At 70.9% G+C, this 25,488-nt stretch carries 22 protein-coding genes; 12 read left to right on the top strand and 10 right to left on the bottom strand.

Annotated features, from left to right (window positions below; genetic code table 11):
* The first annotated feature begins 289 nt into the window (after positions 1-289).
* From OG870_RS12385 to OG870_RS12360, 6 genes are all read left to right on the top strand, one after another.
* Complete coding sequence (locus OG870_RS12385; RefSeq protein WP_266585353.1) at positions 290-1,663, top strand: TraR/DksA family transcriptional regulator; 1,374 nt, start codon at positions 290-292, stop codon at positions 1,661-1,663.
* Positions 1,664-1,724: 61 nt separating this feature from the next.
* A complete protein-coding gene (gene lspA, locus OG870_RS12380) occupies positions 1,725-2,300 on the top strand; it encodes a signal peptidase II (protein WP_266585355.1) in 576 nt (191 codons plus the stop codon).
* Between the two features lie 95 nt (positions 2,301-2,395).
* Positions 2,396-3,340, top strand: a complete 945-nt coding sequence (locus tag OG870_RS12375) for an RluA family pseudouridine synthase (protein WP_266512680.1) — start codon at positions 2,396-2,398, stop codon at positions 3,338-3,340.
* Positions 3,337-3,807: a GNAT family N-acetyltransferase gene (locus tag OG870_RS12370; RefSeq protein WP_266585357.1), complete on the top strand. Its 471-nt coding sequence runs from the start codon at positions 3,337-3,339 to the stop codon at positions 3,805-3,807. Before OG870_RS12375 ends, OG870_RS12370 begins: the two co-directional genes overlap by 4 nt.
* 79 nt (positions 3,808-3,886) lie before the next feature.
* A complete protein-coding gene (locus tag OG870_RS12365; RefSeq protein ID WP_266585359.1) occupies positions 3,887-5,473 on the top strand; it encodes a Na+/H+ antiporter in 1,587 nt (528 codons plus the stop codon).
* A 66-nt stretch (positions 5,474-5,539) separates the two neighbouring features.
* Positions 5,540-6,280 carry an SDR family NAD(P)-dependent oxidoreductase gene (locus tag OG870_RS12360; protein ID WP_266512666.1) on the top strand — a complete coding sequence of 247 codons (741 nt, stop codon included), beginning with the start codon at positions 5,540-5,542 and terminating at the stop codon, positions 6,278-6,280.
* A 27-nt stretch (positions 6,281-6,307) separates the two neighbouring features.
* On the opposite strand, the gene OG870_RS12355 is transcribed toward OG870_RS12360, so the two are convergent.
* The gene (locus OG870_RS12355; protein WP_266512664.1) at positions 6,308-7,420 is read right to left on the bottom strand and encodes a mechanosensitive ion channel family protein; all 1,113 of its coding nucleotides are present in this window, start codon (positions 7,418-7,420) and stop codon (positions 6,308-6,310) included.
* Between the two features lie 107 nt (positions 7,421-7,527).
* Between OG870_RS12355 and OG870_RS12350 the strand changes: the two genes are divergently transcribed.
* Positions 7,528-8,097, top strand: coding sequence for a dienelactone hydrolase family protein (locus OG870_RS12350; RefSeq protein WP_266512662.1), 570 nt, complete (start codon positions 7,528-7,530; stop codon positions 8,095-8,097).
* A gap of 7 nt (positions 8,098-8,104) precedes the next feature.
* Here OG870_RS12350 and OG870_RS12345 read toward each other — a convergent pair whose 3' ends face one another.
* The 4 genes from OG870_RS12345 to OG870_RS12330 form a co-directional block, all read right to left on the bottom strand.
* Entirely contained in the window at positions 8,105-9,775 is a 1,671-nt protein-coding gene (locus OG870_RS12345; protein WP_266512660.1) for an alkaline phosphatase D family protein, read from the bottom strand.
* A gap of 93 nt (positions 9,776-9,868) precedes the next feature.
* The gene (locus OG870_RS12340) at positions 9,869-10,684 is read right to left on the bottom strand and encodes a thioredoxin domain-containing protein (protein WP_266512658.1); all 816 of its coding nucleotides are present in this window, start codon (positions 10,682-10,684) and stop codon (positions 9,869-9,871) included.
* Between the two features lie 79 nt (positions 10,685-10,763).
* Positions 10,764-11,465 carry a hypothetical protein gene (locus tag OG870_RS12335; protein ID WP_266512656.1) on the bottom strand — a complete coding sequence of 234 codons (702 nt, stop codon included), beginning with the start codon at positions 11,463-11,465 and terminating at the stop codon, positions 10,764-10,766.
* Between the two features lie 68 nt (positions 11,466-11,533).
* A complete protein-coding gene (locus tag OG870_RS12330; RefSeq protein WP_266512653.1) occupies positions 11,534-12,874 on the bottom strand; it encodes a DUF2252 domain-containing protein in 1,341 nt (446 codons plus the stop codon).
* A 205-nt stretch (positions 12,875-13,079) separates the two neighbouring features.
* Between OG870_RS12330 and dnaE the strand changes: the two genes are divergently transcribed.
* Positions 13,080-16,619 (top strand): DNA polymerase III subunit alpha, encoded by a 3,540-nt coding sequence (dnaE, locus tag OG870_RS12325; RefSeq protein ID WP_266585361.1) that lies wholly within the window; start codon positions 13,080-13,082, stop codon positions 16,617-16,619.
* Between the two features lie 91 nt (positions 16,620-16,710).
* Here the strand turns inward: dnaE and OG870_RS12320 are convergent, their stop codons facing one another.
* Positions 16,711-16,875 carry a hypothetical protein gene (locus OG870_RS12320; RefSeq protein WP_266512647.1) on the bottom strand — a complete coding sequence of 55 codons (165 nt, stop codon included), beginning with the start codon at positions 16,873-16,875 and terminating at the stop codon, positions 16,711-16,713.
* Positions 16,876-17,109: 234 nt separating this feature from the next.
* Here OG870_RS12320 and OG870_RS12315 point away from each other — a divergent pair, with 234 nt between their 5' ends.
* The 4 genes from OG870_RS12315 (at position 17,110) to OG870_RS12300 (ending at position 21,070) form a co-directional block, all read left to right on the top strand.
* Positions 17,110-18,321, top strand: coding sequence for an NYN domain-containing protein (locus OG870_RS12315; protein ID WP_266585363.1), 1,212 nt, complete (start codon positions 17,110-17,112; stop codon positions 18,319-18,321).
* A gap of 122 nt (positions 18,322-18,443) precedes the next feature.
* Positions 18,444-19,418: an ABC transporter ATP-binding protein gene (locus tag OG870_RS12310; protein WP_266588473.1), complete on the top strand. Its 975-nt coding sequence runs from the start codon at positions 18,444-18,446 to the stop codon at positions 19,416-19,418.
* 100 nt (positions 19,419-19,518) lie between these two features.
* Entirely contained in the window at positions 19,519-20,340 is an 822-nt protein-coding gene (locus OG870_RS12305) for an ABC transporter permease (protein ID WP_266585368.1), read from the top strand.
* 34 nt (positions 20,341-20,374) lie between these two features.
* Positions 20,375-21,070 (top strand): AAA family ATPase, encoded by a 696-nt coding sequence (locus OG870_RS12300; RefSeq protein WP_266512640.1) that lies wholly within the window; start codon positions 20,375-20,377, stop codon positions 21,068-21,070.
* Between the two features lie 378 nt (positions 21,071-21,448).
* On the opposite strand, the gene ybaK is transcribed toward OG870_RS12300, so the two are convergent.
* The 4 genes from ybaK to OG870_RS12280 form a co-directional block, all read right to left on the bottom strand.
* Entirely contained in the window at positions 21,449-21,952 is a 504-nt protein-coding gene (gene ybaK / locus OG870_RS12295) for a Cys-tRNA(Pro) deacylase (RefSeq protein WP_266585370.1), read from the bottom strand.
* Positions 21,953-21,972: 20 nt separating this feature from the next.
* Entirely contained in the window at positions 21,973-22,713 is a 741-nt protein-coding gene (locus OG870_RS12290; protein ID WP_266512635.1) for an LON peptidase substrate-binding domain-containing protein, read from the bottom strand.
* Positions 22,714-22,724: 11 nt separating this feature from the next.
* A complete protein-coding gene (locus tag OG870_RS12285) occupies positions 22,725-23,762 on the bottom strand; it encodes a hypothetical protein (protein WP_266585372.1) in 1,038 nt (345 codons plus the stop codon).
* A gap of 141 nt (positions 23,763-23,903) precedes the next feature.
* Entirely contained in the window at positions 23,904-25,481 is a 1,578-nt protein-coding gene (locus OG870_RS12280) for an oxidoreductase (protein ID WP_266512630.1), read from the bottom strand.
* Positions 25,482-25,488: the final 7 nt, after the last annotated feature.

The following is a 25,488-nucleotide window of genomic DNA, read 5'->3' as shown; positions in this document are numbered from 1 at the left end:
GTGTACGGCGCCGCGCGGACAGCGGCCGACCGGTTTTCGGGTGCCCGGGGGCGCGGGTGCCGGACGGGCGGAGATGACCCGAATGGAGCGGTACGCCTGTTCGGATCCTGCGGCGGTCGGTCCGGCGGATTACCCCGCGGGGAGCTGGGCACAACGCATGCAGGCTTGCGAGCGGCGGGCGCGGGCCGGGCGAATCTGGGGGTGTGCCCCGTTGCCGCGGGGCTCAAGTCGATTTATCGTCCCAGCACGATTCGCGTGCAAGATCACAATATGTGAAGGGGCCGCGGCCATGGTGGCGAAGAAGACCGCCGTACAGCAGTCGGCGTCCGACGGGTCCCCCCAGGCCTCCGGCGGTGCGGCCAAGGATGTGAGCGGGAAGAAGAGCGCGCGGGGAGGGGCCCCGGCGCGTGCGGGCACGACGGCCGCGAAGTCGGTGAAGACGGTGCGGGGAGCCGCCGGCGGTGGGGGGCCGGGGGCCACGAAGAAGGCGGTTCCGGGGAAGGGGAAGCAGAGCACCACCAAGAAGGCGGTTCCGGGAAAGCAGAGCACCACCAAGAAGGCGACCGCCTCCAAAGTGACCGCCTCCAAGGTGACCGACTCCAAGGCGTCTGCGTCGAGAGGTGAGGCCGCGGAGGAGCCTGAGAGATCCACGGGCGCGGGGAAGGCGGTCGGTGGAGGCAAGGCCACAGGCGGCAAGAGGGCGGCGGCCGCCGACAAGGGTGTCGAGAAGGTGGGGGCTGCGCAGAAGGCCGGGGTGAAGAAGGCGGCCACCAAGAAGTCGGTCACCAAGAAGGCGGCTTCGAAGAGGTCTGCCGCGAAGGAGACGGTCGCGAAGAAGGCGGCCGGCAAGGAGGCCGCGGGCAAGAAGACCGCCGTCGCGGAAGGCGCCGCCGAACCGGGCGGTGTCGAGCGACGTGTCGGTAGGAAGACCGCGGCCGGGCAGGACTCGGACGAGCGGGACGCGGGAACGAAGAGCGCGACGGGTGCAGGGGCCGGGGAAACCGCGGGCAAGAAGGCTGCGAAGCGGGCGGCCGGGAAAGCCGGGGGCGTGAAGAGCGCGGGAGTGAAGGGTGCGGGTGGGGCGCGGGGCGTGGAAGAGGGCGCGGCCGCGAAGAGTCTGGGTAGGAAGCGTACGGCCAGGACGGTGGGTGCGGCGGAGGCCGCGGAGCAGACGGGAGCCACGACAGTGGTTACGAAGAAGACTCCAGGCACGGCCACAGCGGCGAAGACCGCCGTACCCAAGGCGCGGCTCGCCGCGGCGGAGCCGGGCGAGCTCGCGGTTCGCCCCGGTGAGGAGCCCTGGACCCCTCAGGAGGTCGAGGAGGCGCGTGCCGAGCTGCTGTCCGAGGGGCAGCGGCTGCGCGACGAGATCACCGCGTCCGAGAGCGCCGTCGCCGGCCTGATGCGGGACTCCGGGGACGGCGCGGGCGACGACCAGGCGGACACCGGCACCAAGAACATCACGCGAGAGCACGAGCTGGCGCTCGCGGCCAACGCGCGCGAGATGCTCCTGCAGACCGAGCACGCCATGCAACGGCTGGACGCCGGCACCTACGGGCTGTGCGAGAACTGCGGCAACGCCATCGGCAAGGCCCGCATGCAGGCATTCCCCCGGGCCACCCTGTGTGTCGAGTGCAAGCAGAAGCAGGAACGCCGGTACTGAGGGTCGGGGGAGGCGTGTCGTACCCTCGTCCTCAGTCAGGTACCTAGGTTGAGGGACTCACGTGGCAGAGGCGGAACGCATCATCGGCACGCCGGATTCCCCAGAAGCGGCGGGGACCGAGCCGGAGCAGGGCGAGACCGCACGCCCCAGGGGCAGGCGCCGTATCGCCGTGCTGTTCGCGGTCGCCGCCTTCGCGTACACCCTCGACCTGGTCAGCAAGATGATCGTGGTCGCCAAGCTGGAGCATCACGCGCCGATCGAGATCATCGGGGACTGGCTGAAGTTCGAGGCGATCCGTAACGCGGGAGCGGCGTTCGGCTTCGGCGAGGCCTTCACGGTGATCTTCACCATGATCGCGGCGGCGGTGATCGTGGTGATCGCCCGCCTCGCCCGCAAGCTGTACAGCGTGCCCTGGGCGATCGCACTCGGCCTGCTGCTCGGCGGTGCGCTCGGCAACCTCACCGACCGGATCTTCCGCTCGCCCGGCATCTTCGAGGGCGCTGTCGTCGACTTCATCTCGCCCAAAGGCTTCGCCGTCTTCAACCTGGCCGACTCCGCGATCGTGTGCGGCGGCATCCTGATCGTGCTGCTGTCGTTCAAGGGGCTCGACCCGGACGGCACCGTCCACAAGGACTGACCAAGGTCTGACCAAGGCCTGAACGAGGCCCGAGCAAGGCCTGAGCGCACAGGCTGGCGTACGGGGCTGTCCGACCCGTCCGGCATACTCGACGGGTGAGCACCGTTCCCGAGATCCGTACCCTGCCCGTGCCCGACGGCCTGGAGGGCGAGCGCGTCGACGCCGCCATCTCCCGCATGTTCGGCTTCTCCCGGACGAAGGCCGCCGAACTCGCCGCGGCGGGGAAGGTCACGGTCGACGGCTCGGTGGTCGGGAAGTCCGAGCGGGTGCACGGCGGGGCCTGGCTCGAGGTCGAGATGCCGCAGGCACCCGCGCCCGTGCAGATCGTCGCGGAGCCGGTCGAGGGCATGGAGATCGCGTACGACGACGATGACGTGGTCGTGATCGTCAAGCCCGTCGGTGTCGCCGCCCACCCCAGCCCCGGCTGGACCGGGCCGACCGTCATCGGCGGCCTCGCCGCGGCCGGCTACCGCATCTCCACCTCCGGTGCCGCCGAGCGCCAGGGCATCGTGCACCGGCTCGACGTCGGCACGTCCGGCCTGATGGCCGTGGCCAAGTCCGAGCGCGCGTACACGTCGCTCAAGCGCCAGTTCAAGGAGCGCACGGTCGACAAGCGCTACCACACGCTCGTGCAGGGCCACCCGGACCCGACCAGCGGCACCATCGACGCCCCCATCGGCCGCCACCCCAACCACGACTACAAGTGGGCGGTCACGGCCGAAGGCAAGCCGTCCGTCACGCACTACGACCTCATCGAGGCGTTCCGCGCGGCCTCCCTGCTCGACGTGAAGCTGGAGACCGGCCGCACCCACCAGATCCGCGTGCACATGGCCGCCCACCGCCACCCCTGCGTCGGCGACCTGACGTACGGCGCCGACCCGACGCTCGCCAAGCGGCTGTTCCTGACCCGGCAGTGGCTGCACGCCGTGCGGCTCGGCTTCGAGCACCCCGGCGACGGACAGTGGGTCGAGTTCGAGAGCGACTACCCGGCCGACCTGCAGAAGGCCCTCGACCAGGTCCGCGAGGAGACGTACGGATGACCACGCACGCGTACGTGGTGCGCGTCGCCGAGGACCCCGCCGACCAGGAGATGTGCTTCGCGGTCCGCAAGGAGGTCTTCGTCGGCGAGCAGGGCGTGCCCGAGGACATCGAGTACGACGCGTACGACGCCGTGGCGGTGCATGTGCTGGCCGTGCGGGCGGACGGGGTGCCGCTCGGCACCGCGCGGCTGCTGCACGGGGAGCGGGCCGCGGCGAAGACCGACGGCGACCTGACGGTGGGTTCGCTCGGGCGGCTCGCGGTCACGCAGCAGGCGCGCGGGCTCGGCATCGGGGCGGCGCTGGTGCGCGCCGTCGAGGACGCGGCACGCGCGCGTGGGCTCGCGGCGGTGGATCTGCACGCGCAGACGCATGCGCTCGGGTTCTACGAGCGGCTCGGATACGAGGCGTACGGACCGGAGTACCCGGAGGCGGGCATCCCGCACCGGGCGATGCGGCGCGCCCTGTAGCGGCCCGGGGCGGCAGGGACGGTCGCGTGGCAGGCTTGAGGTCCGCTGCCCGTACGTCGACCCTCCCGGAGCGCTGAGCGTGGATCAGTTGGCCCTGCTGTTCGTGCTGTTGCTCGGGGCCCTGGTGAGCGTCCCGGTCGGGGATCGCCTCGGGCTGCCGGCGCCGGTGCTGATGACTCTCCTGGGCATCGTCCTCGCCGTACTCGACTTCGTGCCGAACGTCGACGTCCCGCCCGATCTGATCCTGCCCCTGCTGCTCCCGCCGCTGCTGTACGCGGCGGTGCGGCGGACGTCCTGGCGGCAGTTCGCGGCCAACCTGCGGCCGATCTTCCTGCTGGCCGTGGCGCTGGTGTTCGTCACCACCGTGTGTGTGGCCGCCGTCGCGCACGCGATCGTGCCGGGGCTGCCCATCGCCGCCGCCGTGGCGCTCGGCGCGCTGGTCGCCCCGCCGGACCCGGTCGCGGCGACCGCGGTCGCGGGCCAGCTCGGGCTGCCGCGTCGCCTGGTGTCCATCCTGGAGGGCGAGGGGCTGTTCAACGACGTCACGGCGATCGTGCTCTACCACGTGGCGATCGCCGCCGCCGTCAGCGGGGAGTTCCATCCGGGGCGGGCCGCCCTCGACCTGGTGCTCTCCGGCGTGGTGGCGGTGGCGATCGGGGTCGCGCTCGGCTGGGGCGCCAACAAGCTGCTCGATCTGCTGGACGATCCGACCCTGCAGATCGGGCTGACCCTCCTGGTGCCGTACGCGTCGTACGTGCTCGCGGAGGAGCTGCACGGGTCCGGCGTGCTCGCCGTGCTGATGACCGCGCTGTTCCTCGCCGAGTACGCCAACGACGCCGACGACGTCATGACCCGCCTGGCCGGGCACACCTTCTGGAACGTGGTCGACACGCTCGTCACGGGCGTCGCGTTCGGGCTGATCGGCCTCGAACTGCACAACGCGATCCGGACGGCGGCCGGGCGGTGGGGCGAGATGCTCGGCTGGGCGGGGGTGATCGTGGCCGTGGTGGTCGTCGTACGTCTGGTGTACCTGCTGCCGGCGACCTGGCTCACCAAGCGGCTGCACGCCAAGCGGGACCACGACGAGGACATCCCGATGACCTGGCGGGAGACCGTCGTGATGTGGTGGTCGGGGATGCGGGGCGTGGCCTCGGTGGCGTTGGCGCTGGCGATTCCGCTCAGGACCGACGACGGTTCGGCCTTCCCGGACCGGGACGAGATCGTGTTCGTCGCCTTCGGGGTGATCATGGGCACGCTGGTGCTGCAGGGGCTCACTCTGCCGTGGCTGGTGAAGCGGCTCGGAGTGCGGGCCGACACCGAGCGGGAGAAGGACTTCGAGAAGGTACTCGCCGTCCGGGCGGCCCGGGCGGCCAAGCAGCGGCTGAGGGAGATCGAGGAGGGCGAGGAGCTGCCGGAGGAGCTGTCCGAGCAGATGCTGCGGCGGGCCTTCGACATCGGGGTGCGGATCAGCCCGGACATGGGCGACGAGGAGCGGCGGGAGGCCCACGAGCACCGGGCGCGCCGGCTGAAGCGGGTGCGGCGGATCCAGGGCGAGATGCTGAGCGCGGCGCGGCACGAGGTGCTGGCGGCGCGCAGCGAGCCCGGAGCGGATCCGGAGATCGTGGACCGGGTGCTGCGCCATCTCGACGTGCGCAGTCTGCGGTGACGTTCCGGCGGCGGCGAGTCCCCGGATCTTTCGCGTTCGGCGGCTCTCGGTGCGTAGGGTCGGATCATGACTCGTAATGTCGTAATCAGCGGTGGCGGTACGGGCATTGGACTCGCGGCGGCGCAGGTGTTCGCGGCGGACGGGGACCGTGTCCTGCTGCTCGGGCGGCGCGCGGAGGTGCTCGACGAGGCCGCGGTGCCCGGGGCCTCGACGTACGCGGCCGATCTGAGTGATCCGGCAGCGGTACGGGGGGTCGCCGACCACGTGGAGCGGGAGTTCGGGGCCGTGGACGTGCTGATCCACTCCGCCGGAGGCACCGGGCGGCTGGAGCCCGCGTCGGACAGCGCCGATCCGCTCGACCGGGTCGCGCACGACTGGACCGTCAACTTCCGGATCAACACCCTGACCGCCGCGCTGCTCACGGAGGCCCTCAAGGACCGGCTGGCCACGCCGGGCGGACGGGTGCTGTTCGTCAGCTCCATCGCCGCCTACCGGGGGTCCGGCAGCGGGGCGTACGCGGGAGCCAAGGCCGCGTTGCACCCGTACGCGCATGACCTCGCCCGGGAGCTCGGACCGCGCGGGATCACCGCGAACGTCGTCGCGCCCGGGTACATCGAGGACACCGAGTTCTTCGGGCCGCGGATCGCCCCCGAGCGGCGTGAGCGGCTCGTGGGGGACACCCTGAACAAGCGCGCCGGCACCCCCGGCGACGTGGCCGCGACCCTGCACTGGCTCGCCTCACCGGCCGCGGGGCATGTCACCTCGCAGGTCGTCCAGGTCAACGGGGGTGCGGAGCGCGGCCACTGAGACCTCGTACGGTCTCGGCGCGGGCCCTCAGCCGCGACCCGTCCGGGGCGGCTCGTGCGCGCGGCGGGCCGCGCCGTCGGAGAAGCCGGCGGGCGAGCGCCGGCCGGTGGGCAGAGACGCGTCCGCCGTGTTGACCCGGGGCAGGGCGTACGGGTGCCGCTCGCACAGCCACCGGACCATCTGCTCGCGCACCGTGACCCGCACCGTCCAGATGTCGTCCGCGTCCTTGGCCGTCACCAGGGCCCGCACCTGCATGGTGTTCGGGGTGGTGTCGGTGACGGCCAGGCCGTAGTCGCGGCCGTCCCAGGCCGGGCACTCGCGCAGGATGTCGCGGAGCTTCTCGCGCATCTGCTCCACCGGCGCCGAGTGGTCGAGGTGCCAGTAGACGATGCCGGTCATCTGCGGCGTGCCGCGCGACCAGTTCTCGAACGGCTTGGAGGTGAAGTACGACACCGGCATGGTGATCCGGCGCTCGTCCCACGTCCGTACGGTCAGGAACGTCAGCGTGATCTCCTCGACCGTGCCCCACTCGCCGTCCACCACGACCGTGTCGCCCAGGCGCACCATGTCGCCGAAGGCGATCTGCAGCCCCGCGAACATGTTGCTGAGCGTGGACTGGGCGGCGACACCGGCGACGATGCCGAGGATGCCGGCCGAGGCCAGCAGCGAGGCGCCGGCCGCGCGCATCGCCGGGAACGTCAGCAGCATCGCGGACACCGCCACCACACCGACGACCGCCGTCACCACGCGCATGATCAGTGACACCTGGGTGCGCACCCGGCGGACCCGGGCGGCGTCGTGGTGGATGCGCGCGTAGCGGGTGTACGTCGACTCGACGATGGCGGCCGCGATCCGCACCACCAACCAGGCCGTGGAGCCGATCAGTACCAGCGTCAGCACCTGGCCGACGCCGACCCTGTGCTCCTCGGTCAGCTGCGCCTGGTCGTAGGACCCTCTCAGCATCGCCGCGCACAGCACGAGCTGGTAGGGCACGCGGGCGCGGCGCAGCAGGCCCCACAGGGGCGTCTCGCTGTGCCGTTGGTCGACCTTGCGAAGCAGTAGATCGGTGGCCCAGCCGATGAGCAGTGTGATCACGACCGAGCCGCCGATCACGATCAGCGGGCGGAGTATGTTCTCCATGCCTCCGAACGTAACCGGCCCGAGGGGGTCATGAACATGTGACTTCGGGCGCGCAAGGGGTACGGGCGCCGAACGGCGTTGTCAGTACCGGCTGGCACCATGGCCTCATGAACATCATGCTCTTTCACTCGACCAACGGCCTCAGGCCCGCGGTGCGCGAGGCCGCGGACCGGCTGCGCGGCGCCGGGCACGAGGTCTGGACACCGGACCTCTTCGACGGGCGTACGTTCGAGACGGTCGAGGAGGGCATGGCATTCAAGGACGAGATCGGCAAGGACGAACTGCTCAGGAGAGCCGTCCTGGCCGCCGCGCCGTACTCGGAGCGGGGCCTTGTGTACGCCGGGTTCTCGCTCGGCGCCTCCATCGCGCAGACCCTCGCACTCGGCGACGAGAAGGCCCGCGGGCTGCTGCTCCTGCACGGCACCTCGGACATCGCGTCGAACGCCTCGGTGGACGACCTGCCGGTCCAGCTGCATGTCGCCGAGCCGGACCCGTTCGAGACGGACGACTGGCTGACCGCCTGGTATCTGCAGATGGGCAGGGCGGGCGCCGAGGTAGAGGTGTACAGATACGCGGGTGCCGGCCACATCTACACCGACCCCGGGCTGCCGGACTACGACGGGGAGGCCGCCGAGGCCACCTGGCGGGTGGCACTCGGCTTCCTCGACAGCCTGTAGACGAGGGCTATACGGGGTCGTAGGTCCGCTCGACCTTCTGCGTGCCGGTGCGCGTGCGGTACGAACGGGCCCAGGAGGACGTCGCGTCGGCCTTCGTGCGGTCGGACAGGACGTAGTAGTCCATCTGCGCCCGGTCGGCTGTGATGTCGAGGACGCCGTAGCCGTGGCGGTCGGTGTCGACCCAGTGGACGTGCCGGTTGGCGGCGCGGATGATCGGCGAGGCGATCGCGGAGACCGTGCCCTCGGGGACCTTCACGATGTCGTCGAGGTTGTCGGAGGTCACCGAGGTGACCACGAACTCCGTGGCGGCGGAGGCCGACAGCGGGTACGTACCGGCGTCCACGGGCACGTCGTTGGCCCAGGCCATGTGGATGTCGCCGGTGAGGAAGACGGTGTTGCGAATCGCGTTCGAGCGCAGATGGGCCAGCAGCTCGCGGCGGTCGTCCGTGTAGCCGTCCCACTGGTCGGTGTTGAGGGCGAGGCCCTCCTGCGGCAGCCCGAGCAGCTTCGCCAGCGGCTTGAGCAGGTCGGCGGAGAGGGAGCCGACGGCGAACGGCGAGATCATCACCGAGTTGCCGACCAGTCGCCAGGTTGTGTCGGAGGCTTTCAACCCGGCCTTCAGCCAGTCGAGTTGGGCGCGTCCGGTGATCGTACGGTCCGGGTCGTCGACCGAACCGCTCGCCGTGGACGCCTGCTGGGAGCGGAAGGAGCGCAGGTCCAGCAGGGACAGGTCGGCGAGCTTGCCGAAGCGCAGCCGGCGGTAGGTGGTGCCCGCGATCGCCGGGCGGACCGGCATCCACTCGAAGTAGGCCTGCTTGGCGGCCGCCTTGCGGTCGGTCCAGGTGCCCTCGGCGCCCTCGGTGTGGTTGACGGCGCCGCCGGACCAGGAGTTGTCGGCGAACTCGTGGTCGTCCCAGATCGCGACGACCGGCGCCTTGTGGTGCAGGGCCTGCAGATCCGGGTCGGTCTTGTACTTGCCGTGCCGGGTGCGGTAGTCGGCGAGCGTGATGATCTCGTTGGCCGGCGCGTGCGGGCGGACGACCGTGCCGCGGGCCGCGTACTCGCCGGACTTGTACTCGTAGATGTAGTCGCCGAGGTGCAGCCAGGCGTCCAGGTCGCCACGGGCCGCGAGATGGCGGTACGAGGCGAAGTAGCCGCCCTCCCAGTTGGCGCAGGAGACCACGCCGAAGCGCAGGCCGGACACGGCCGCGTCCGCCGCCGGCGCGGTGCGGGTGCGCGCCGCCGGGGAGTCGGTGCCGCCCGCCGAGAAGCGGAACCAGTAGTCGGTGGCGGGCTGCAGGCCCCGTATGTCCGCCTTGACGGTGTGGTCGGAGGCGGCGGTGGCGGTGATCGAGCCCTTGGCGACGATGTTCGTCAGCGCCTTGTCCTTGGCGACGATCCAGCTGACCTCGGTGTCCGGGCCGAGGCCCGAGCCGGGTGTCGCCTCGGTGGTGGGAGTCACCCGGGTCCACAGCAGGATGCCGTCGGGCAGCGGGTCGCCGGACGCGACGCCGTGCAGGAACTGAGGGGTCTCGGCGGCGGCGCGGGCTGGGAGCGCGGCGGCGAGCGGGCCGGCCAGGACAGCGGTCGCCGCCGCGGCCTTGACGACCGTACGGCGGCGGGGCTTGAGGGAGTTGAGGTCCTGGGATGCCTCGGGCGTTCTGTATCGACTGGTCACGACCGATCAGGTTACTGATCGGTAAGCGCGGGAGCGGGCGAACTCCGAAAGTTCGCCCGCTCTTCATGCGGATGGTGAAGTTCCTTGGCGGAGTCAGGCCTTGAGGGCCGCGTCCAGGACCTTGTTGTACTCCGCGACCGTCCACGCCTGGTTGGGAGGAGAGGTCGTGAGCTGCTTGCCGTTCATGACGAAGCTCGGGGTGCCCTGCACGCCGTCCTTGTTGTCGTCGAAGGTCTTCGACATGGCCATCGCCCAGGCGTCGTAGGTGCCCTTCTTGACCGCGTCCTGGAACTTCGTGTTGTTCTTCAGCGCGGGGACGGTCTGGGCGACCTTGATGAGGTAGCTGTCGTCCTTGAACTTGTCGGTGGTCTCGTCCGGGTGCCACTTGGTCGAGTACAGGGCGGTCTTGTACTGGAGGAAGGCGTCGTCGCTGACGTTCAGCGCGGCTCCCAGGGCGCTCAGCGCGTTCTTGGAGCCCTCACCGTTGTCCTTGTTGTCGATGAAGGTGGCGCCGATGTACTGGATCTTGTACTTGCCGCCGTCGATGTCCTTCTTCACGGTCGAACCGACGGTCTGCTCGAACTGGGCGCAGATCGGGCAGCGGGAGTCCTCGTAGACCTTGAGGGTCTTCTTGGCGTCGGCCTTGCCGATGACGACGGTGGTGCCGTCGGTGCCCGTGGTGTTGGCCGGCGCGACCACCTTGTCGTCCTTCGCGGCCTCCCAGTGGCTGGGCTTGTTGGCCTGGACGACGGCGTAGCCTATGCCGCCGGCCGCCGCGAGGACGGCGACGACCGAGCCGGCCACGATGATCTGCCGCTTGGCCTTGGCCCGCTTGGCCTGACGCTCGCGCTCCTGCCGCAGCCGCTCCCGGGCCGCCGTCTTCGAGCTCTGGCTGTTCCGCTTGCTCATGTTGGTGTTCTCCATGTGGGACGCGCACCTGTCGTACGCGGGATACGTGTGGGGGAGTGATCGTGCTCGGAGGTGTCGCTCAGACCAGGGCGACCGAGCACGGCGGTCCACGCCGTCCCAGGGAGTGCACGAAGAGCCGGTCGCGGACGACGGCGGAGGGCAGCCGGCGGCGCCACATGCGCCGCACCGCCGTGGCCGGCCGCACGGTCACCGCGCTGACCGCCAGCTGCAGGGGGCGGACCGCTGTCCACGCTGTCGCGCCGACCGCCCGCAGCAGCTGGGCCAGGGCGCGCTCACCGCGGCGCAGCCAGGCGGCCGCGAGCAGGCCGACTCCGATGTGCGCGCCGAGCAGCAGCCAGGCGGCGGCCGGGTCGGCGTGCGCGAGCAGCGCGGCGAGCCGGTCGCCGCCCGTGTGGGTCACCCGCGCCAGCGGAGTGCCGACCTGTGTGTCGCTCCCGCACAGCAGGTCCCAGCCGACGGAGCGCAGGGCGCCGGCCACCGGGCCGCCCGCCCGGCCGTAACAGACGTGCTGACCGGTGGTGAAGACCGTGTCCGCGGCCAGCTCCAGCGGGATCAGCAGGGCGGCGATCGGTCCGTAACCGCGCTCGCGGCCGGCCAGTGCGAAGGCGACCACGAACACGGTGACGGCTACCGCGGCCACCGTGTTCAGCGGCAGCGGGACCTGCGACAGCAGCACGTGCGACGCGGTGCTGAGCGTCACGACCAGTGCCGTGAACAGCGCCGCGCGAAGCGCTCTGAGTCGGGTCCCGGATATGTCCATAGCGAGGGAGAGTCTGTCACGAGCCCTGCTAAGGGAGCCCTAAAAGGTCCCTGTGAGATCTCCGACCGTCACAGACCCGGAATCCGGCCGTTGCGGAACAGGTCCACGAAGATCTGGTGGTCGCCGCGCGCGCGTGTGCCGTAGCTGTGCGCGAAGTCGGTCAGCAGACCCGCGAAGCCGTCCTCGTCGGCGGCGATCGCCGCGTCGATGGCCCGCTCGGTGGAGAAGGGCACGAGGGACTCGCCGGACTGGTCGTCCGCCGCTGCGTGCATGGTGGCCGTGGCCCGGCCGAGGTCGGCGACGACGGCCGCGATCTCCTCCGGGTCGTCGATGTCGCCCCAGTCCAGGTCGACCGCGTACGGCGAGACCTCGGCGACCAGCTGGCCCGCACCGTCCAGCTCGGTCCAGCCCAGCCATGGGTCGGCGTGCGCCTGCAGGGCGCGCTGCGAGATCACCGTGCGGTGGCCCTCGTGCTGGAAGTAGTCCCGGATCGCCGGGTCGGTGACGTGCCGCGAGACGGCCGGGGTCTGGGCCTGCTTGATGTAGATCACCACATCGTTCTCCAGGGCGTCGCTGTGGCCCTCAAGAAGGATGTTGTACGACGGGAGACCGGCCGAGCCGATGCCGATGCCGCGGCGGCCGACCACGTCCTTCACGCGGTACGAGTCCGGGCGGTCCAGCGAGGCGTCCGGAAGGGTCTCCAGGTAGCCGTCGAAGGCCGCCAGGACCTTGTAGCGGGTCGCCGCGTCCAACTCGATGGAGCCGCCGCCGGGGGCGAAGCGGCGCTCGAAGTCGCGGATCTCCGTCATCGAGTCCAGCAGCTCGAAACGGGTCAGGGAGCGGGCGTCGCGCAGGGCGTCCAGCAGCGGGCCCTGGGCGGTGTCCAGGGTGAACGGCGGCACCTCGTCGCTCTTGGCGCCGGTCGCCAGGGCGTGGATGCGCTCGCGGTACGCGCCCGCGTACACCTCGACCAGCTCGGTGATCTGGTCGTCACCGAGCGCCTTCGCGTACCCGACGAGGGCGATGGAGGCGGAGAAGCGCTTGAGGTCCCAGGTGAAGGGGCCGACGTACGCCTCGTCGAAGTCGTTGACGTTGAAGACCAGGCGGCCGTTGGAGTCCATGTACGTGCCGAAGTTCTCCGCGTGCAGGTCGCCGTGGATCCACACGCGCGAGGTGCGCTCGTCCAGGTACGGTCCGCCCCGCTTCGAACCGAACTGGGAGTTCGCGGTGAGGTCGTGGTAGAAGAGGCACGCCGTGCCCCGGTAGAACGCGAACGCGGAGGCCGCCATCTTGCGGAACTTCACGCGGAACGCGGCGGGGTCGGCGGCCAGGAGCCGGCCGAAGGCGGTGTCGAAGACGGTGAGGATCTCCTCGCCGCGCTGCTCGTCGTTGAGCTCGGGTACCGACATCGCGGGGTGCCTCCTGGTGCCTGGATGTGTACGACGGCGTTTCTGTGGTTTCCAACGGGCGAGGGTGCGCGGAAGTGCCCGCGATCCTCGCAGTGAAGGTACGCGGGGGAGCCCCCGGAGTGTCAGTGCCGAGGCATAGACTTCGACGCTGTCCCCCAGACTGGCCGCCCGCCTGTCGCCGAGTGTTTTCCATGGAGGCCACGCCGTGTCAAAGCCGCCGTTCACGCACCTGCACGTCCACACCCAGTACTCGCTGCTGGACGGTGCCGCGCGGCTGAAGGACATGTTCGACGCGTGCAACGAGATGGGCATGACCCACATCGCCATGTCCGACCACGGCAACCTCCATGGTGCGTACGATTTCTTCCACTCCGCGAAGAAGGCCGGAGTCACCCCGATCATCGGGATCGAGGCGTATGTCGCCCCCGAGTCGCGGCGCAACAAGCGCAAGATCCAGTGGGGCCAGCCGCACCAGAAGCGCGACGACGTCTCCGGTTCCGGTGGTTACACCCACAAGACGATCTGGGCGGCGAACGCGACGGGTCTGCACAACCTCTTCCGGCTCTCCTCGGACGCGTACGCCGAGGGCTGGCTGCAGAAGTGGCCCCGTATGGACAAGGAGACCATCTCCCAGTGGTCCGAGGGCCTGATCGCCTCCACCGGCTGCCCCTCCGGCGAGGTGCAGACCCGGCTGCGCCTCGGTCAGGAGGAGGAGGCCCTGAAGGCTGCCGCCGACTACCAGGACATCTTCGGCAAGGACCGGTACTTCCTGGAGCTGATGGACCACGGCATCGACATCGAGCACCGGGTCCGTGACGGCCTCCTGGCGATCGGCAAGAAGCTCGGCATCCCGCCGCTGGTCACCAACGACTCGCACTACACGTACGCGCACGAGTCGGTCGCGCACGACGCCCTGCTGTGCATCCAGACCGGCAAGAACCTCTCCGACCCGGACCGCTTCCGCTTCGACGGCACCGGCTACTACCTGAAGTCCACGGACGAGATGTACGCCATCGACTCCTCGGACGCCTGGCAGGAAGGCTGCCGCAACACCCTCCTGGTGGCCGAACAGGTCGACACCGCCGGGATGTTCGAGGCCAAGAACCTCATGCCGAAGTTCGACATCCCCGACGGCTTCACCGAGGTCACCTGGTTCCAGGAGGAGGTCCGCCGCGGCATGGAGCGCCGCTTCCCCGGCGGTATCCCCGACGACCGCCAGAAGCAGGCCGAGTACGAGATGGACGTCATCATCCAGATGGGGTTCCCGGGATACTTCCTCGTGGTCGCCGACTTCATCATGTGGGCCAAGAAGCAGGGCATCGCGGTCGGCCCCGGGCGTGGCTCCGCGGCCGGTTCGATCGTCGCGTACGCCATGGGCATCACCGACCTCGACCCGATCCCGCACGGTCTGATCTTCGAGCGGTTCCTCAACCCCGAGCGCGTCTCCATGCCCGACGTCGACATCGACTTCGACGAGCGTCGGCGCGTCGAGGTCATCAGGTACGTGACGGAGAAGTACGGCGCCGACAAGGTCGCCATGATCGGCACCTACGGCAAGATCAAGGCGAAGAACGCCATCAAGGACTCCGCGCGCGTGCTGGGCTACCCGTACGCGATGGGCGACCGCCTCACCAAGGCGATGCCCGCCGACGTCCTCGGCAAGGGCATCGACCTCAGCGGCATCACCGACCCGGCGCACCCGCGCTACAGCGAGGCCGGCGAGATCCGGGCGATGTACGAGAACGAGCCGGACGTCAAGAAGGTCATCGACACCGCCAAGGGTGTCGAGGGACTGGTCCGGCAGATGGGCGTGCACGCCGCCGGCGTCATCATGTCCAGCGAGCCCATCGTCGACCACGCCCCGGTCTGGGTGCGCCACACGGACGGCGTGACCATCACGCAGTGGGACTACCCCCAGTGCGAGTCGCTCGGCCTGCTGAAGATGGACTTCCTCGGCCTGCGCAACCTGACGATCATGGACGACGCCGTCAAGATGGTGAAGTCCAACAAGGGCGTCGACCTCGACCTGCTGGCCCTCCCCCTCGACGATCCGACGACCTTCGAACTGCTCCAGCGCGGCGAGACCCTGGGCGTCTTCCAGTTCGACGGCGGACCCATGCGCTCGCTGCTGCGCCTGATGAAGCCCGACAACTTCGAAGACATCTCCGCCGTGTCGGCGCTCTACCGTCCGGGCCCGATGGGCATGGACTCGCACACGAACTACGCGCTGCGCAAGAACAAGCTCCAGGAGATCACCCCGATCCACAAGGAGCTGGAGGAGCCGCTCGAAGAGGTCCTCGCGGTCACCTACGGCCTGATCGTCTACCAGGAGCAGGTGCAGAAGGCCGCCCAGATCATCGCCGGCTACTCGCTCGGCGAGGCCGACATCCTGCGCCGCGTGATGGGCAAGAAGAAGCCCGACGAACTGGCCAAGAACTTCGTCCTCTTCCAGGCCGGCGCCCAGAAGAAGGGCTTCAGCGACGAGGCGATCCAGGCCCTGTGGGACGTGCTGGTCCCCTTCGCCGGCTACGCGTTCAACAAGGCGCACTCGGCCGCGTACGGCCTGGTCTCGTACTGGACCGCGTACCTCAAGGCCAACTACCCGGCCGAGTACATGGCCGCCCTGCTGACGTCCGTCAAGGACGACAAGGACAAGTCGGCGATCTACCTCAACGAGTGCCGCCGCATGGGCATCAAGGTGCTCCCGCCGAACGTCAACGAGTCGGTGCACAACTTCGCCGCGCAGGGTGACGACGTGATCCTCTTCGGTCTGGAGGCCGTCCGCAACGTCGGCACGAACGTGGTCGAGTCGATCATCAAGAGCCGCAAGGCCAAGGGGAAGTACGCCTCCTTCCCCGACTACCTCGACAAGGTCGAGGCGGTCGCCTGCAACAAGCGCACCACGGAGTCGCTGATCAAGGCGGGCGCCTTCGACACCATGGGCCACACCCGCAAGGGCCTCACCGCGCACTTCGAGCCGATGATCGACAACGTGGTCGCGGTCAAGCGCAAGGAGGCCGAGGGCCAGTTCGACCTCTTCGGCGGGATGGGCGAGGAGGAGAGCAGCGAGCCCGGCTTCGGACTCGACGTCGAGTTCACCACCGACGAGTGGGAAAAGGCCTATCTGCTCGCCCAGGAGCGGGAGATGCTCGGTCTGTACGTCTCCGACCACCCGCTCTTCGGTCTGGAGCACGTGCTGTCCGACAAGGCCGACGCGGGCATCTCCCAGCTCACCGGAGGCGAGCACGCGGACGGCGCGGTCGTCACCATCGGCGGCATCATCTCGGGCCTGCAGCGCAAGATGACCAAGCAGGGCAACGCCTGGGCGATCGCCACGGTCGAGGACCTCGCCGGCTCCATCGAGTGCATGTTCTTCCCGGCGACCTACCAGCTGGTGTCGACCCAACTCGTCGAGGACGCGGTCGTGTTCGTCAAGGGCCGCCTCGACAAGCGCGAGGACGTGCCGCGGCTGGTGGCGATGGAACTCCAGGTGCCGGACCTGTCGAACGCGGGCACCAACGCGCCCGTGATCCTCACCATCCCGGCCACCCGGGTCACCCCGCCGATGGTCAGCCGCCTCGGTGAGATCCTCAGCCACCACCGGGGCGACAGCGAGGTCCGGATCAGGCTGCAGGGCCCGACCAGGACGACCGTCCTGCGCCTCGACCGCCACCGGGTCAAGCCCGACCCGGCGTTGTTCGGCGACCTGAAGGTGCTGCTCGGCCCGTCCTGCCTGGCCGGCTGAGGCCGGGCACCCGGACATGCGCGAGGGGCGCACCCTGCACGGGGTGCGCCCCTCGGCTGTGCCTGGGTCTCAACAACCCTTTATTCAGATGTCAGTTGTGACCGAAGCTCTTCTGCCGGCCCTTGCGGGGCATGTCGCCCGGGGTGATCTGCGTGGCACGCTGCTCGGCCTGTGCCTCCATCGAGGTCTCCTGGGCCTGCTGCTGTCCGCGCTCGGACTGCGGCTGCTTACGGTTCTGCTTCTTGTTCTTGGCCATGGTTCTGCCTCCTGTGGGGGATCTAGGGGCCAGGGCCGGGACCAGATTCACATAGGCTGACAACGAGCGCATTTCGGATAATTACCGTCTGTTACAGGGCTTGTCGGAGCGCGAGGGTGCGAGGTCCGCCCCGAAACGCCACGCCGAAGATCGAGTTCGGGCCGTTAACCCCCGCGCAGTCGGGCAGACTCGAAGGAAGCCCGAAGCAAACCTCCCGGAAAGAGGGTGGAACGCGTGGACCGCTGCATCGTCCTGGTGGACGCCGGGTATCTGCTGGGGGCCGCCGCCAGTCTCCTCGCCGGTGAGCCGTCACGCTCCCGCATCACCGTCGATCACACCGCCCTCATCCAGGCCCTGCGTGAACGCGCCGAGTCCGACACCGAGCGGCCGTTGCTGCGCATCTACTGGTTCGACGGCGCCCCCGACCGCGTCCCGCAGCCCGAGCACCGCCGGCTGCGCGTGATGCCCCGGGTCACCGTCCGGCTGGGCGCCCTGACCCGCAGCGACGGACGCTGGGCCCAGAAGGGCGTCGACGCCGCCATGCACGCCGAGCTGACCGAGCTGGCCCGCAACCGCGCCTGTTCCGACATCGTCCTCGTCACCGGCGACGGCGATCTACTGCCGGGCATGATGGCCGCCAAGGAGCACGGCGTCGCCGTACACCTGTGGGCCGTTCAGGCGGCCGACGGTGACTACAACCAGTCCGAGGACCTGGTCGCCGAGGCGGACGAGCGGCGTGTCCTGGACCGTACGTGGATCACCAAGGCCGTACGCGCCAAGGACCTCGGCGGAGTGTGCGCGCCGTCGCCGGTGCCCCGGCCCGAGATCGCCGCGATCCTCTCCGCGCCGCTGCCCGACTCCTCGCTCGGCCAGGGGCGCGAGCGGACCTCCGAGGAGGTCGAGCACGCCCCGGCCGCAGCCTCGGAGAACGGCACGCAGGAGCGGGTCCCCGCGTCCAAGGGAGTGCCCACCCCCAAGGACCTGGCCGCACTGCGTGCCCCCGGAGTGCAGCCCGCCCAGCATCCCGCCAACGCGACCCTGCGCTGGTCCTCCGACAAGGGCTGGGTGGACCGGCCCGTCGCGGAGGCCCCCGAAGCCGCCTCGATGCCGACGCTGGCACAGCTGACCACGGCCGAGCAGCGGTGGGCCGACCGGGAGGAGGACATCACCACGGTCGGCGGCGATCCCTTCGAGGTCGGGCAGGTGTTCGCGCGGCGGTGGATGGAGCGGCTGGGCGACCAGAGCCATCTGCAGAAGCTGTCCGGGATGTACCCGCGGGTCCCGCACCGCGTCGACGGGGAGCTGCTGCGCTACGCCGCCCGCTTCGGGCTGCTCGCCCACAAGGACGACCAGATCGACGAGCACGACCGGTACGCGATCCGGGCCGGGTTCTGGCGGGAGATCGACGTACGGACGGCCGCGGAGCACGCGCCTGCCGGGGAGTAGTTCCTTACCGGTGGATGTGCCGTTATGGGGCGACCCGGGAGCGGCCGGACGCCGCGGACCCCGTACCCTCGTGTGTTGTGAGTACGCGCGCGGCACAGGCACTTCGGCACGGTGGGGATGTCGTGTGCGCGGTGCGCGGGCTGACCAAGACCTATCCGGCGATGCGGGCGCGCCGGGGTGTGCCGGGGGCGCCCGCGGTACGGGCCACCGACGACGTACGGCTGGACATCCGCCGGGGCGAGATCTTCGGTCTCCTCGGCCCGAACGGGGCCGGCAAGTCCACCCTCGTCCGGCAGCTGACCGGGCTGATGCGACCCGACTCCGGGCGGGTCGAGATCCTCGGCCACGACATCGTGCGGCACCCGGAGCGGGCCGCGCGGATCCTCGCCTACCTGGGACAGGAGTCCAGCGCGCTCGACGAGCTGACCGTGTCGCTGGCCGCCGAGACGACCGGGCGGCTGCGTGGCCTTCAGGCGCGGCAGGCGCGGGACGAGCGGGACGCCGTACTCGAGGAGCTGGGCCTGACGGCGATCGCCGGGCGGCCGCTCAAGAAGCTGTCCGGGGGGCAGCGGCGGCTCGCGTGCCTCGCCGCCGCGCTGGTCGGGGAGCGGCCGCTGCTCGTGCTCGACGAGCCGACCACCGGGATGGACCCCGTGGCCCGGCGGGCCGTGTGGGCGGCCGTGGACCGGCGGCGGGCCGAGCGCGGGACGACCGTGCTGCTCGTCACTCACAACGTCATCGAGGCCGAGACCGTCCTCGACCGGGTCGCCGTCCTCGACCGAGGCCGGGTCATCGCCTGCGACACCCCTGCCGGGCTCAAGGAGCAGGTCGCCGGGGAGGTCCGGGTCGAGCTGGTGTGGCGCGAGACGGCGCCGCTGCACGTCCCCGAGGTAGCCGCGCTCAAGGAGCGGGCCGCCGAGTCCGGGCGCCGCTGGACGCTCAGGCTCGCCCCCGAGGAGGCGCGTGCGGTCGTCTCCACCGTCACCGGCGGCAGCGCCTTCGCCGCGCTGGACGACTTCACGCTGGCAACTCCGAGCCTGGAGGACGTGTACCTGGCGCTGGGCGGCGCCGCGCAGCAGGGGTTGGTGAAGGCGTGAGCGACGTAGTCGTGAGTGCGCGGGCCGCCGCAGCCGTATGGTCCCTACGGGAGAGGCCCAGCGCCTCAGTGGGCCCGAGCGAGAAGGGGAGCAGCACGAGGTGAGTGTCGTACCCGCCGATGTCCTGCCGGGCAGTGCCCTGGCGGTGGAGGAGGCCGACAGCGGCGCGGCCGAGCTCGGGCCGCGGGCGCGGATGTGGCCTGCTCTCGTCGCCGTGTACCGGGCGCAGCTGTCGCGCGCGCGGGTCGCGCGGATTCCGCTGCTGTTCGTGGCGACCTTCCAGTCCGTCGGGATCATGGTCCTGATGCGCGGGGTCGTGGACGGCGGGGGCGAGGCCGAGTCGGTGGTGGCCGGGGCGTCGGTGCTCGTGGTGGCGTTCGTCGCGCTGAACCTGCTGGCTCAGTACTTCGGGCAGCTCCGGGCGAGCGGGGGACTCGACCACTACGCCACGCTGCCCGTGCCGCCCGCGTCCGTGGTGCTGGGGGCGGCGGGCGCGTATGCGTCGTTCACCGTGCCGGGGACCGTGGTCACGGCGGTGTTCGGGTGCGCGCTGTTCGGGTTGCCGATGGCGCACCTGTGGGTGCTCGTCGCGGTGATCCCGCTGGCGGGGGCCGCACTGGCGGGGCTGGGGGCGGCGCTCGGCCTGCTCGCGCCCCGGCCGGAACTGGCCACGCTGCTCGGGCAGTTGGGCATGTCCGCGGCGCTGCTGCTGGGGGTGCTGCCGGCCGACCGGATGCCGGAGGCCGTGCGGTTCGCCCGGGATCTGCTGCCGTCGACGTACGGCGTCGAGGCCTTCGCGCGGACCTTCGGGCCGCGTCCCGACTGGGCCTTCGTGGCCGGGGACCTCGCCGTGTGCGCCGGCGTGGGCGTCCTCTCGCTCGCCGTCGCCACCTGGGCGTACCGGCGGGCTGCCGTCCGGTGACGCGCCGCACAGGCGGGCCTGGCACGATGGCAGGGTGACCGCACCGTTGACTCCGCCTCCGCCGCCGCATGAACCGTCCTCGCAGAACGCGTGGCAGCCGCCGGCTGCCGGACAGGTGGCTCCCGCACCGCATGACGCATCCTGGGACGGTACGTACGGACAGGACGGGCCCGGGATGAAGACCGAAGTGCGGGAGGCCGCCGTGATCACGGTGGCGGTGGCGCTCGCAGGTGTGCTGCTCGGGGTGTTGTGGTGGTGGCTGGCCCCGCATGTGCCGCTGGTCGGGGACGTGGTCGACAAGAGGTGGATCGTCTATCTCGCGGACAGCGAGGGCGAACAGGCGATCGGGGTGGACGGAACGTTCACTCTGCTTGCGGTGGCCCTCGGTGCGGTGAGTGCGCTCGCGGTCTTCCTGTGGCGGCGGCGTGGGGGAGTGCCGTTGGTGGTGGCGCTGGGGGTCGGGGGGCTGCTCGGGTCCCTGCTGGCCTGGAAGATCGGGGTGTGGCTCGGGCCCGCGCAGGATGTGATCGCCCATGCGAAGGCTGTGGGCGAGGGGGTCAGGTTCTCCGCGCCGCTGAAGCTTGGGGCCAAGGGGGCGTTGTTGGCGTGGTCGTTGGCCGCGCTGGTGGTGCACCTTGGGTTGATGGCGTTGTTCGGGCCTCGGGATCCGGAGCCGTATCAGGAACACGGGGGTGTTCCCGAAGATCCTTACGGGGCGCCGATGGCGTAGGGCGTCGGGCGTGGGGTGGGCGGTGCCGTTGTGGTCGCGGTGGTCTCTTTTCGCCCCCGCCGCCCCTTCCCGTCCCGTCCCCAGGGGCTCCGCCCCTTCGACCCCGCCGGGGGCTTTGCCCCCTGGACCCCCGATCGGCCTGAACGGCCTCGTCCTCAAACGCCGGACGGGCTGAGGGGGCGCGGGGCGGTGTGGAAAGGTGTGGCCTCGAACGCCGGACGGGCTGGCTTGACCCGGCCGGCGTTTGAGGGGCAGGGCACGGTTATGCCGGGCGGTGGCCGTGGTTGGAGCGGCCCTTCTTGGTGCGCCACTTCCGTTTTCGGGTTTTCTTCGACATGTCCCTCGTACTTAACCGAGCGAGGGGCGGTCGTCGAGGGGTCAGGCGCGTCCGATGGGGGCCAGGACCGCTTGCGTCAGCTTGGTCAGGTCTTCGGGGGAGAGTTCGACCTCAAGGCCGCGGCGGCCCGCCGAGATGCAGATCGTGGTGTGGGCCGAGGCCGAGGCGTCCAGGACCGTGGGGAGTTTCCGGCGCTGGCCGAGGGGGGAGATGCCGCCGCGCACGTAGCCCGTGGTGCGCTCGGCCAGGGACGGGTCCGCCATCGCGGCGCGTTTGCCGCCGACGGCCGAGGCGAGGGCCTTCAGGTCGAGCTGGCCCGCCACCGGGACCACCGCGACCGTCAGCGCGCCGTCCACGTCCGCCACCAGGGTCTTGAAGACCCGGTCCGGTGAGACGCCCATCGCCTCCGCGGCCTCCTCGCCGTACGACGGGTGGGAGGGGTCGTGGTCGTAGGAGTGGACCGTGTACGTGACGCCGGCCGAGGTCAGGGCCACCGTCGCCGGTGTGCCGCCCGCCTGCTGCTGTTTCTTCGGCTTCTTCGCCATCTGGGCCTTCGCAGTGGAGGTCAGTTGAGGCTCGTCCGGCCGCGCGTCAGGTCCGACGCCGGCAGTGACGGCAGGCTACGGATGATCGACGTCTCGGAGCGAAGGAGTTTCAGCTCGTCGCGCAGCCGGGACGCCGTGTCCGGGGCCTGGAGCAGGCGCTGCTTGGTGGGCGTGTCCAGCATCATCGCCGCCGCCACCAGGTAGGAGACCACGGACGGCTCGTCCGGGAGGTCGGCGCCCGTCGAGAGCGAGCGCTCACGCGCGCCCGCCAGGCGCTTCTGGTACTGGCGGAACGCGCGCAGCACGCCCTCGGCCAGCGCGCCCGCCTCGTCGCCCGGATCCTCCGGGAGCTCTTCCAGCTCCGCCGTCAGATACGGGCCCGACGCGTCCACGGACACCAGACGCACCCGGGTCGTCCCCGTCGCCAATACCTCGAAGGTGCCGTCGGCGCGCTCGCGGATCGTGGCCGCGTCCGCGACACAGCCCGTCGCGTGGAACGACTTCGCGGGGTCGGTGCCGAAGCCCGCCGAGGGCCCCCGGTCGGGCAGGGCCGTGGGGTCCGGCATGCCGGGCGCGCTCGGTGCCACCTCGTGGCCGTCGCGGATCGCCACGACGGCGAACCGGCGCGGTTCGTCCTCGGGTGCCTTGAGGAGTTCGCGCATCATGGCGCGATAGCGCTCCTCGAACACGTTCAACGGAAGCACCAGCCCCGGGAACAGAACCGAGTTCAGGGGGAAGAGGGGGAGACGGACGGTGGTCACGGCGCAAAAGCCTAATGGTCGCCGGAGCCGGCGCGTCCGCCGCGCTCACTCCGTGGATACCGGGACGGGGTCGCAAGGCCTGCCGCACGGGCGCGGATGTCGCCGCGCACCCGGAGAAACAGGGCCAGCGGGTCGTCCGACATCCGGTCCCAGGGGAAGGACGTGGCGCACGGGCCGATCCGGTGGACTTCGGCGAGGGCGTCCTGCCAGCGGTCCAGGCGTACGAGGACGTACATCAGCTTGTTGCGGATCTCGGCCGGCCACGGGTCGGCGACCGGGAAGCGGGCGGACAGCGCGATCGCCCGGTCGGCCGCCGTGTCCAGCCGCTCGCGTGGCACCTCGGCACCGCCGCCTTCGGTCAGGTAGGCCAGCGCCGCACGCGACGGCAGCGCCTGGATGAGGGAGTCCGGCGGGGCGTCCTGCGCGGCCCGGTCGGCGAAGTCGAAGCACTCGAGGTGGAAGCCCTGCCAGGAGGCGGCGAGATAGCGCAGGGCCGCCACATGGCAGCCGTAGTGGTGCGGGGCGCGGCGCAGTGCCGCCTCCCAGAGTTCACCGAAGTACTTGGGCCCGGCCTCGGTGCCGCGCGCGTGGTCCAGCGCGAGCCGCCACGGCACCGGGTCGCGGTCGTCGCCGCGGGCGGCCGCCGTGATCAGGGGGCTCACCTCGCGCAGCAACTCCGCGCGCGCCGGGGAGCGCCAGGCGTGGTCCACCGCGAGCTGGGCTCTGAGCAGCAGCACGTCCGGGTCGTGCGGGGCGTGGGCGTACCAGCTCTCCAGCCACTGCGGGCGGGAGTGCGCGAAGGCCGCGAGCCGTCTCGCGTACCGGTCGCGGTTCTCCCAGGCGGCGGTGGCGCGCGTGGCGGCGAGCAGTGCGGCCGCGGGGCCGTGCTCGCCGCGCGCGGCAGCGACCAGCGCGGGGCCGAGGCGGTCGTCGGGCGCGTCGAGGAGCACCTCGTCGTCGGCGGGGAGTCCGGTGACGGGGCGAGGGGTGGTCCGGGGAGCCCGGGCGGTGCGACTGAACGGGTGCAGCAGAGCCATCGTGTCGACCATTGAAAGGCCGCAGGTCAACCCGCGCCAGGGCCTATCGGCAACTCATGGAAAGTTGTGCGCGGGTCGGTCAAGTACAGGTAAAGGGTGACTGTTCAACAACTGTTCGGACGTCAAGGACCGAGTCACGGGTCCCGCCGTACGTCAGTTGCGCCGCAGCATCCTCGTGGCCCCCGCCGCCACCGTCGTCGCCAGGATCCAGCCCAGCAGGATCATCGCCGCGGCCAGCCACTGCCAGCCGCCCTGCAGCCGCCAGACACCGACCTGGCCCAGGTCGATGACCGGGAGCAGCAGGTCGAGGGCGAACAGGGCCGGGTTCCAAGGCGGGTGCCCCCCGGGCTGCACCGGCGGATGGCTCGCGTGTGCGAAGGCCAGCGAGCCCGCCGCCCACAGCACCGCCATCCACACCGCGGCCCGACCCGGCCGGTACCCGTAGGCCACCGTCCAGTCCTGCATGTACCCCCAGAGCTTGGCGGCGATCGGCAGGCTCTCGCGGCGTCGGCGCTGCTTGGCGAGAAGCACCTCGCGGGCGTCCTCGTCCTCGCCGCCGGACCGCAGCACGGAGGCCAGTCGTTCGTACGGCTCCGGGTTGTACTCGGCGGTCGCGGCGGCCACCCAGTCCAGCCGCTCGGCGAGCGGGAAGGGCCCCTGCGGTACGAGGTTCTCGTACTGGAAACCGCCCATGTGGAGGTTGCCCGGGCCCGGCCAGGCGCTCGCCCGGTCGATCAGGTTGACGACCCGCGCGCCCGACAGGACGACCTTGCCGCGCTGCGGCCGCTCCCCGAGGAAGCGCAGCTCGGGCGTCTGCACCCGGCGCAGCGACAGTTCCTGGTCCTCGGTGAAGGTGAACCGGGCCCGCTCCAGGTCGACCGCGTCCTCGAACCGCCCGTCGTCCAGCCGCACCCCGCCCTGGCACTCGAACCGCTGGATCCGTGTCCCGCGCGCGGGCGTCGCGCCGCTCAGCATCGAGGCGCCGACGCCCGCCGGGGTCAGGTACAGCGTGCGTCCGACGGTCAGCTGGGGAGCGTTCAGCGCGAGCCGGGAGTACGGGTTGGCCAGCCGCGCCCCGCGCAGGCTCAGCGAGACGCCGACCTTCGCGCTGCGCAGGCTCAGCTCGCCGTGCGACTCCAGCAGCTCGGCCTGCAGGTCCTGGCCGACGGTCATGCCGTCGGCGGCGATCGAGCGGCCGCTGCGGTCGCGGTAGACGATCGCCTGGTTGAGCATCAGATCCGTACCGATGTGCGCGTCGGTCAGCCGGATGCCGCCCTGGAAACGGCAGCGCGGGAGGTGCAGATCGCCCTCCGTGTGGACGCGGGCCGCTTCCAGGCGCGGCACCGAGCAGTCCACCAGCCGCAGGGTCGTGAAGTGGGCCTCCGGCAGCAGGACGTCCCGCTCGAAGCGGCAGTCGCGCATCTCGACGTACGGCGTGACCGTGCCGCCCGCGAGGTCCAGGGCGCCGCTGATCTGCACACCGCGCAGCTTCAGGGACGACACACGGCCGGCCAGCGCGGGCGGGCCGTCGAGCAGCAGCCAGCACACGATGCGCGCCCGCACGGTCCGCGCGGGCCCCCAGGGATGGCCGCCGTGCGGATCGTCGACCGTCGTGTCTCCGCTGCTGAGGTCGTACACACTGCCGTTGCGGAAGGCCTGCCACATGCCGGCCTCGGCGGCGGTCAGATCCTCCGGCAGGTCTCCGGTGCGGATACCGGCCCCCTCGGTCACTGCTCTT

Origin of the sequence: Streptomyces sp. NBC_00461 (assembly GCF_036013935.1) — a bacterium.
In the GTDB taxonomy this organism is placed as follows: domain Bacteria; phylum Actinomycetota; class Actinomycetes; order Streptomycetales; family Streptomycetaceae; genus Streptomyces.
Note: the sequence above shows the minus strand (reverse complement) of the source record. Positions and strands in the feature narration are given on the sequence as shown.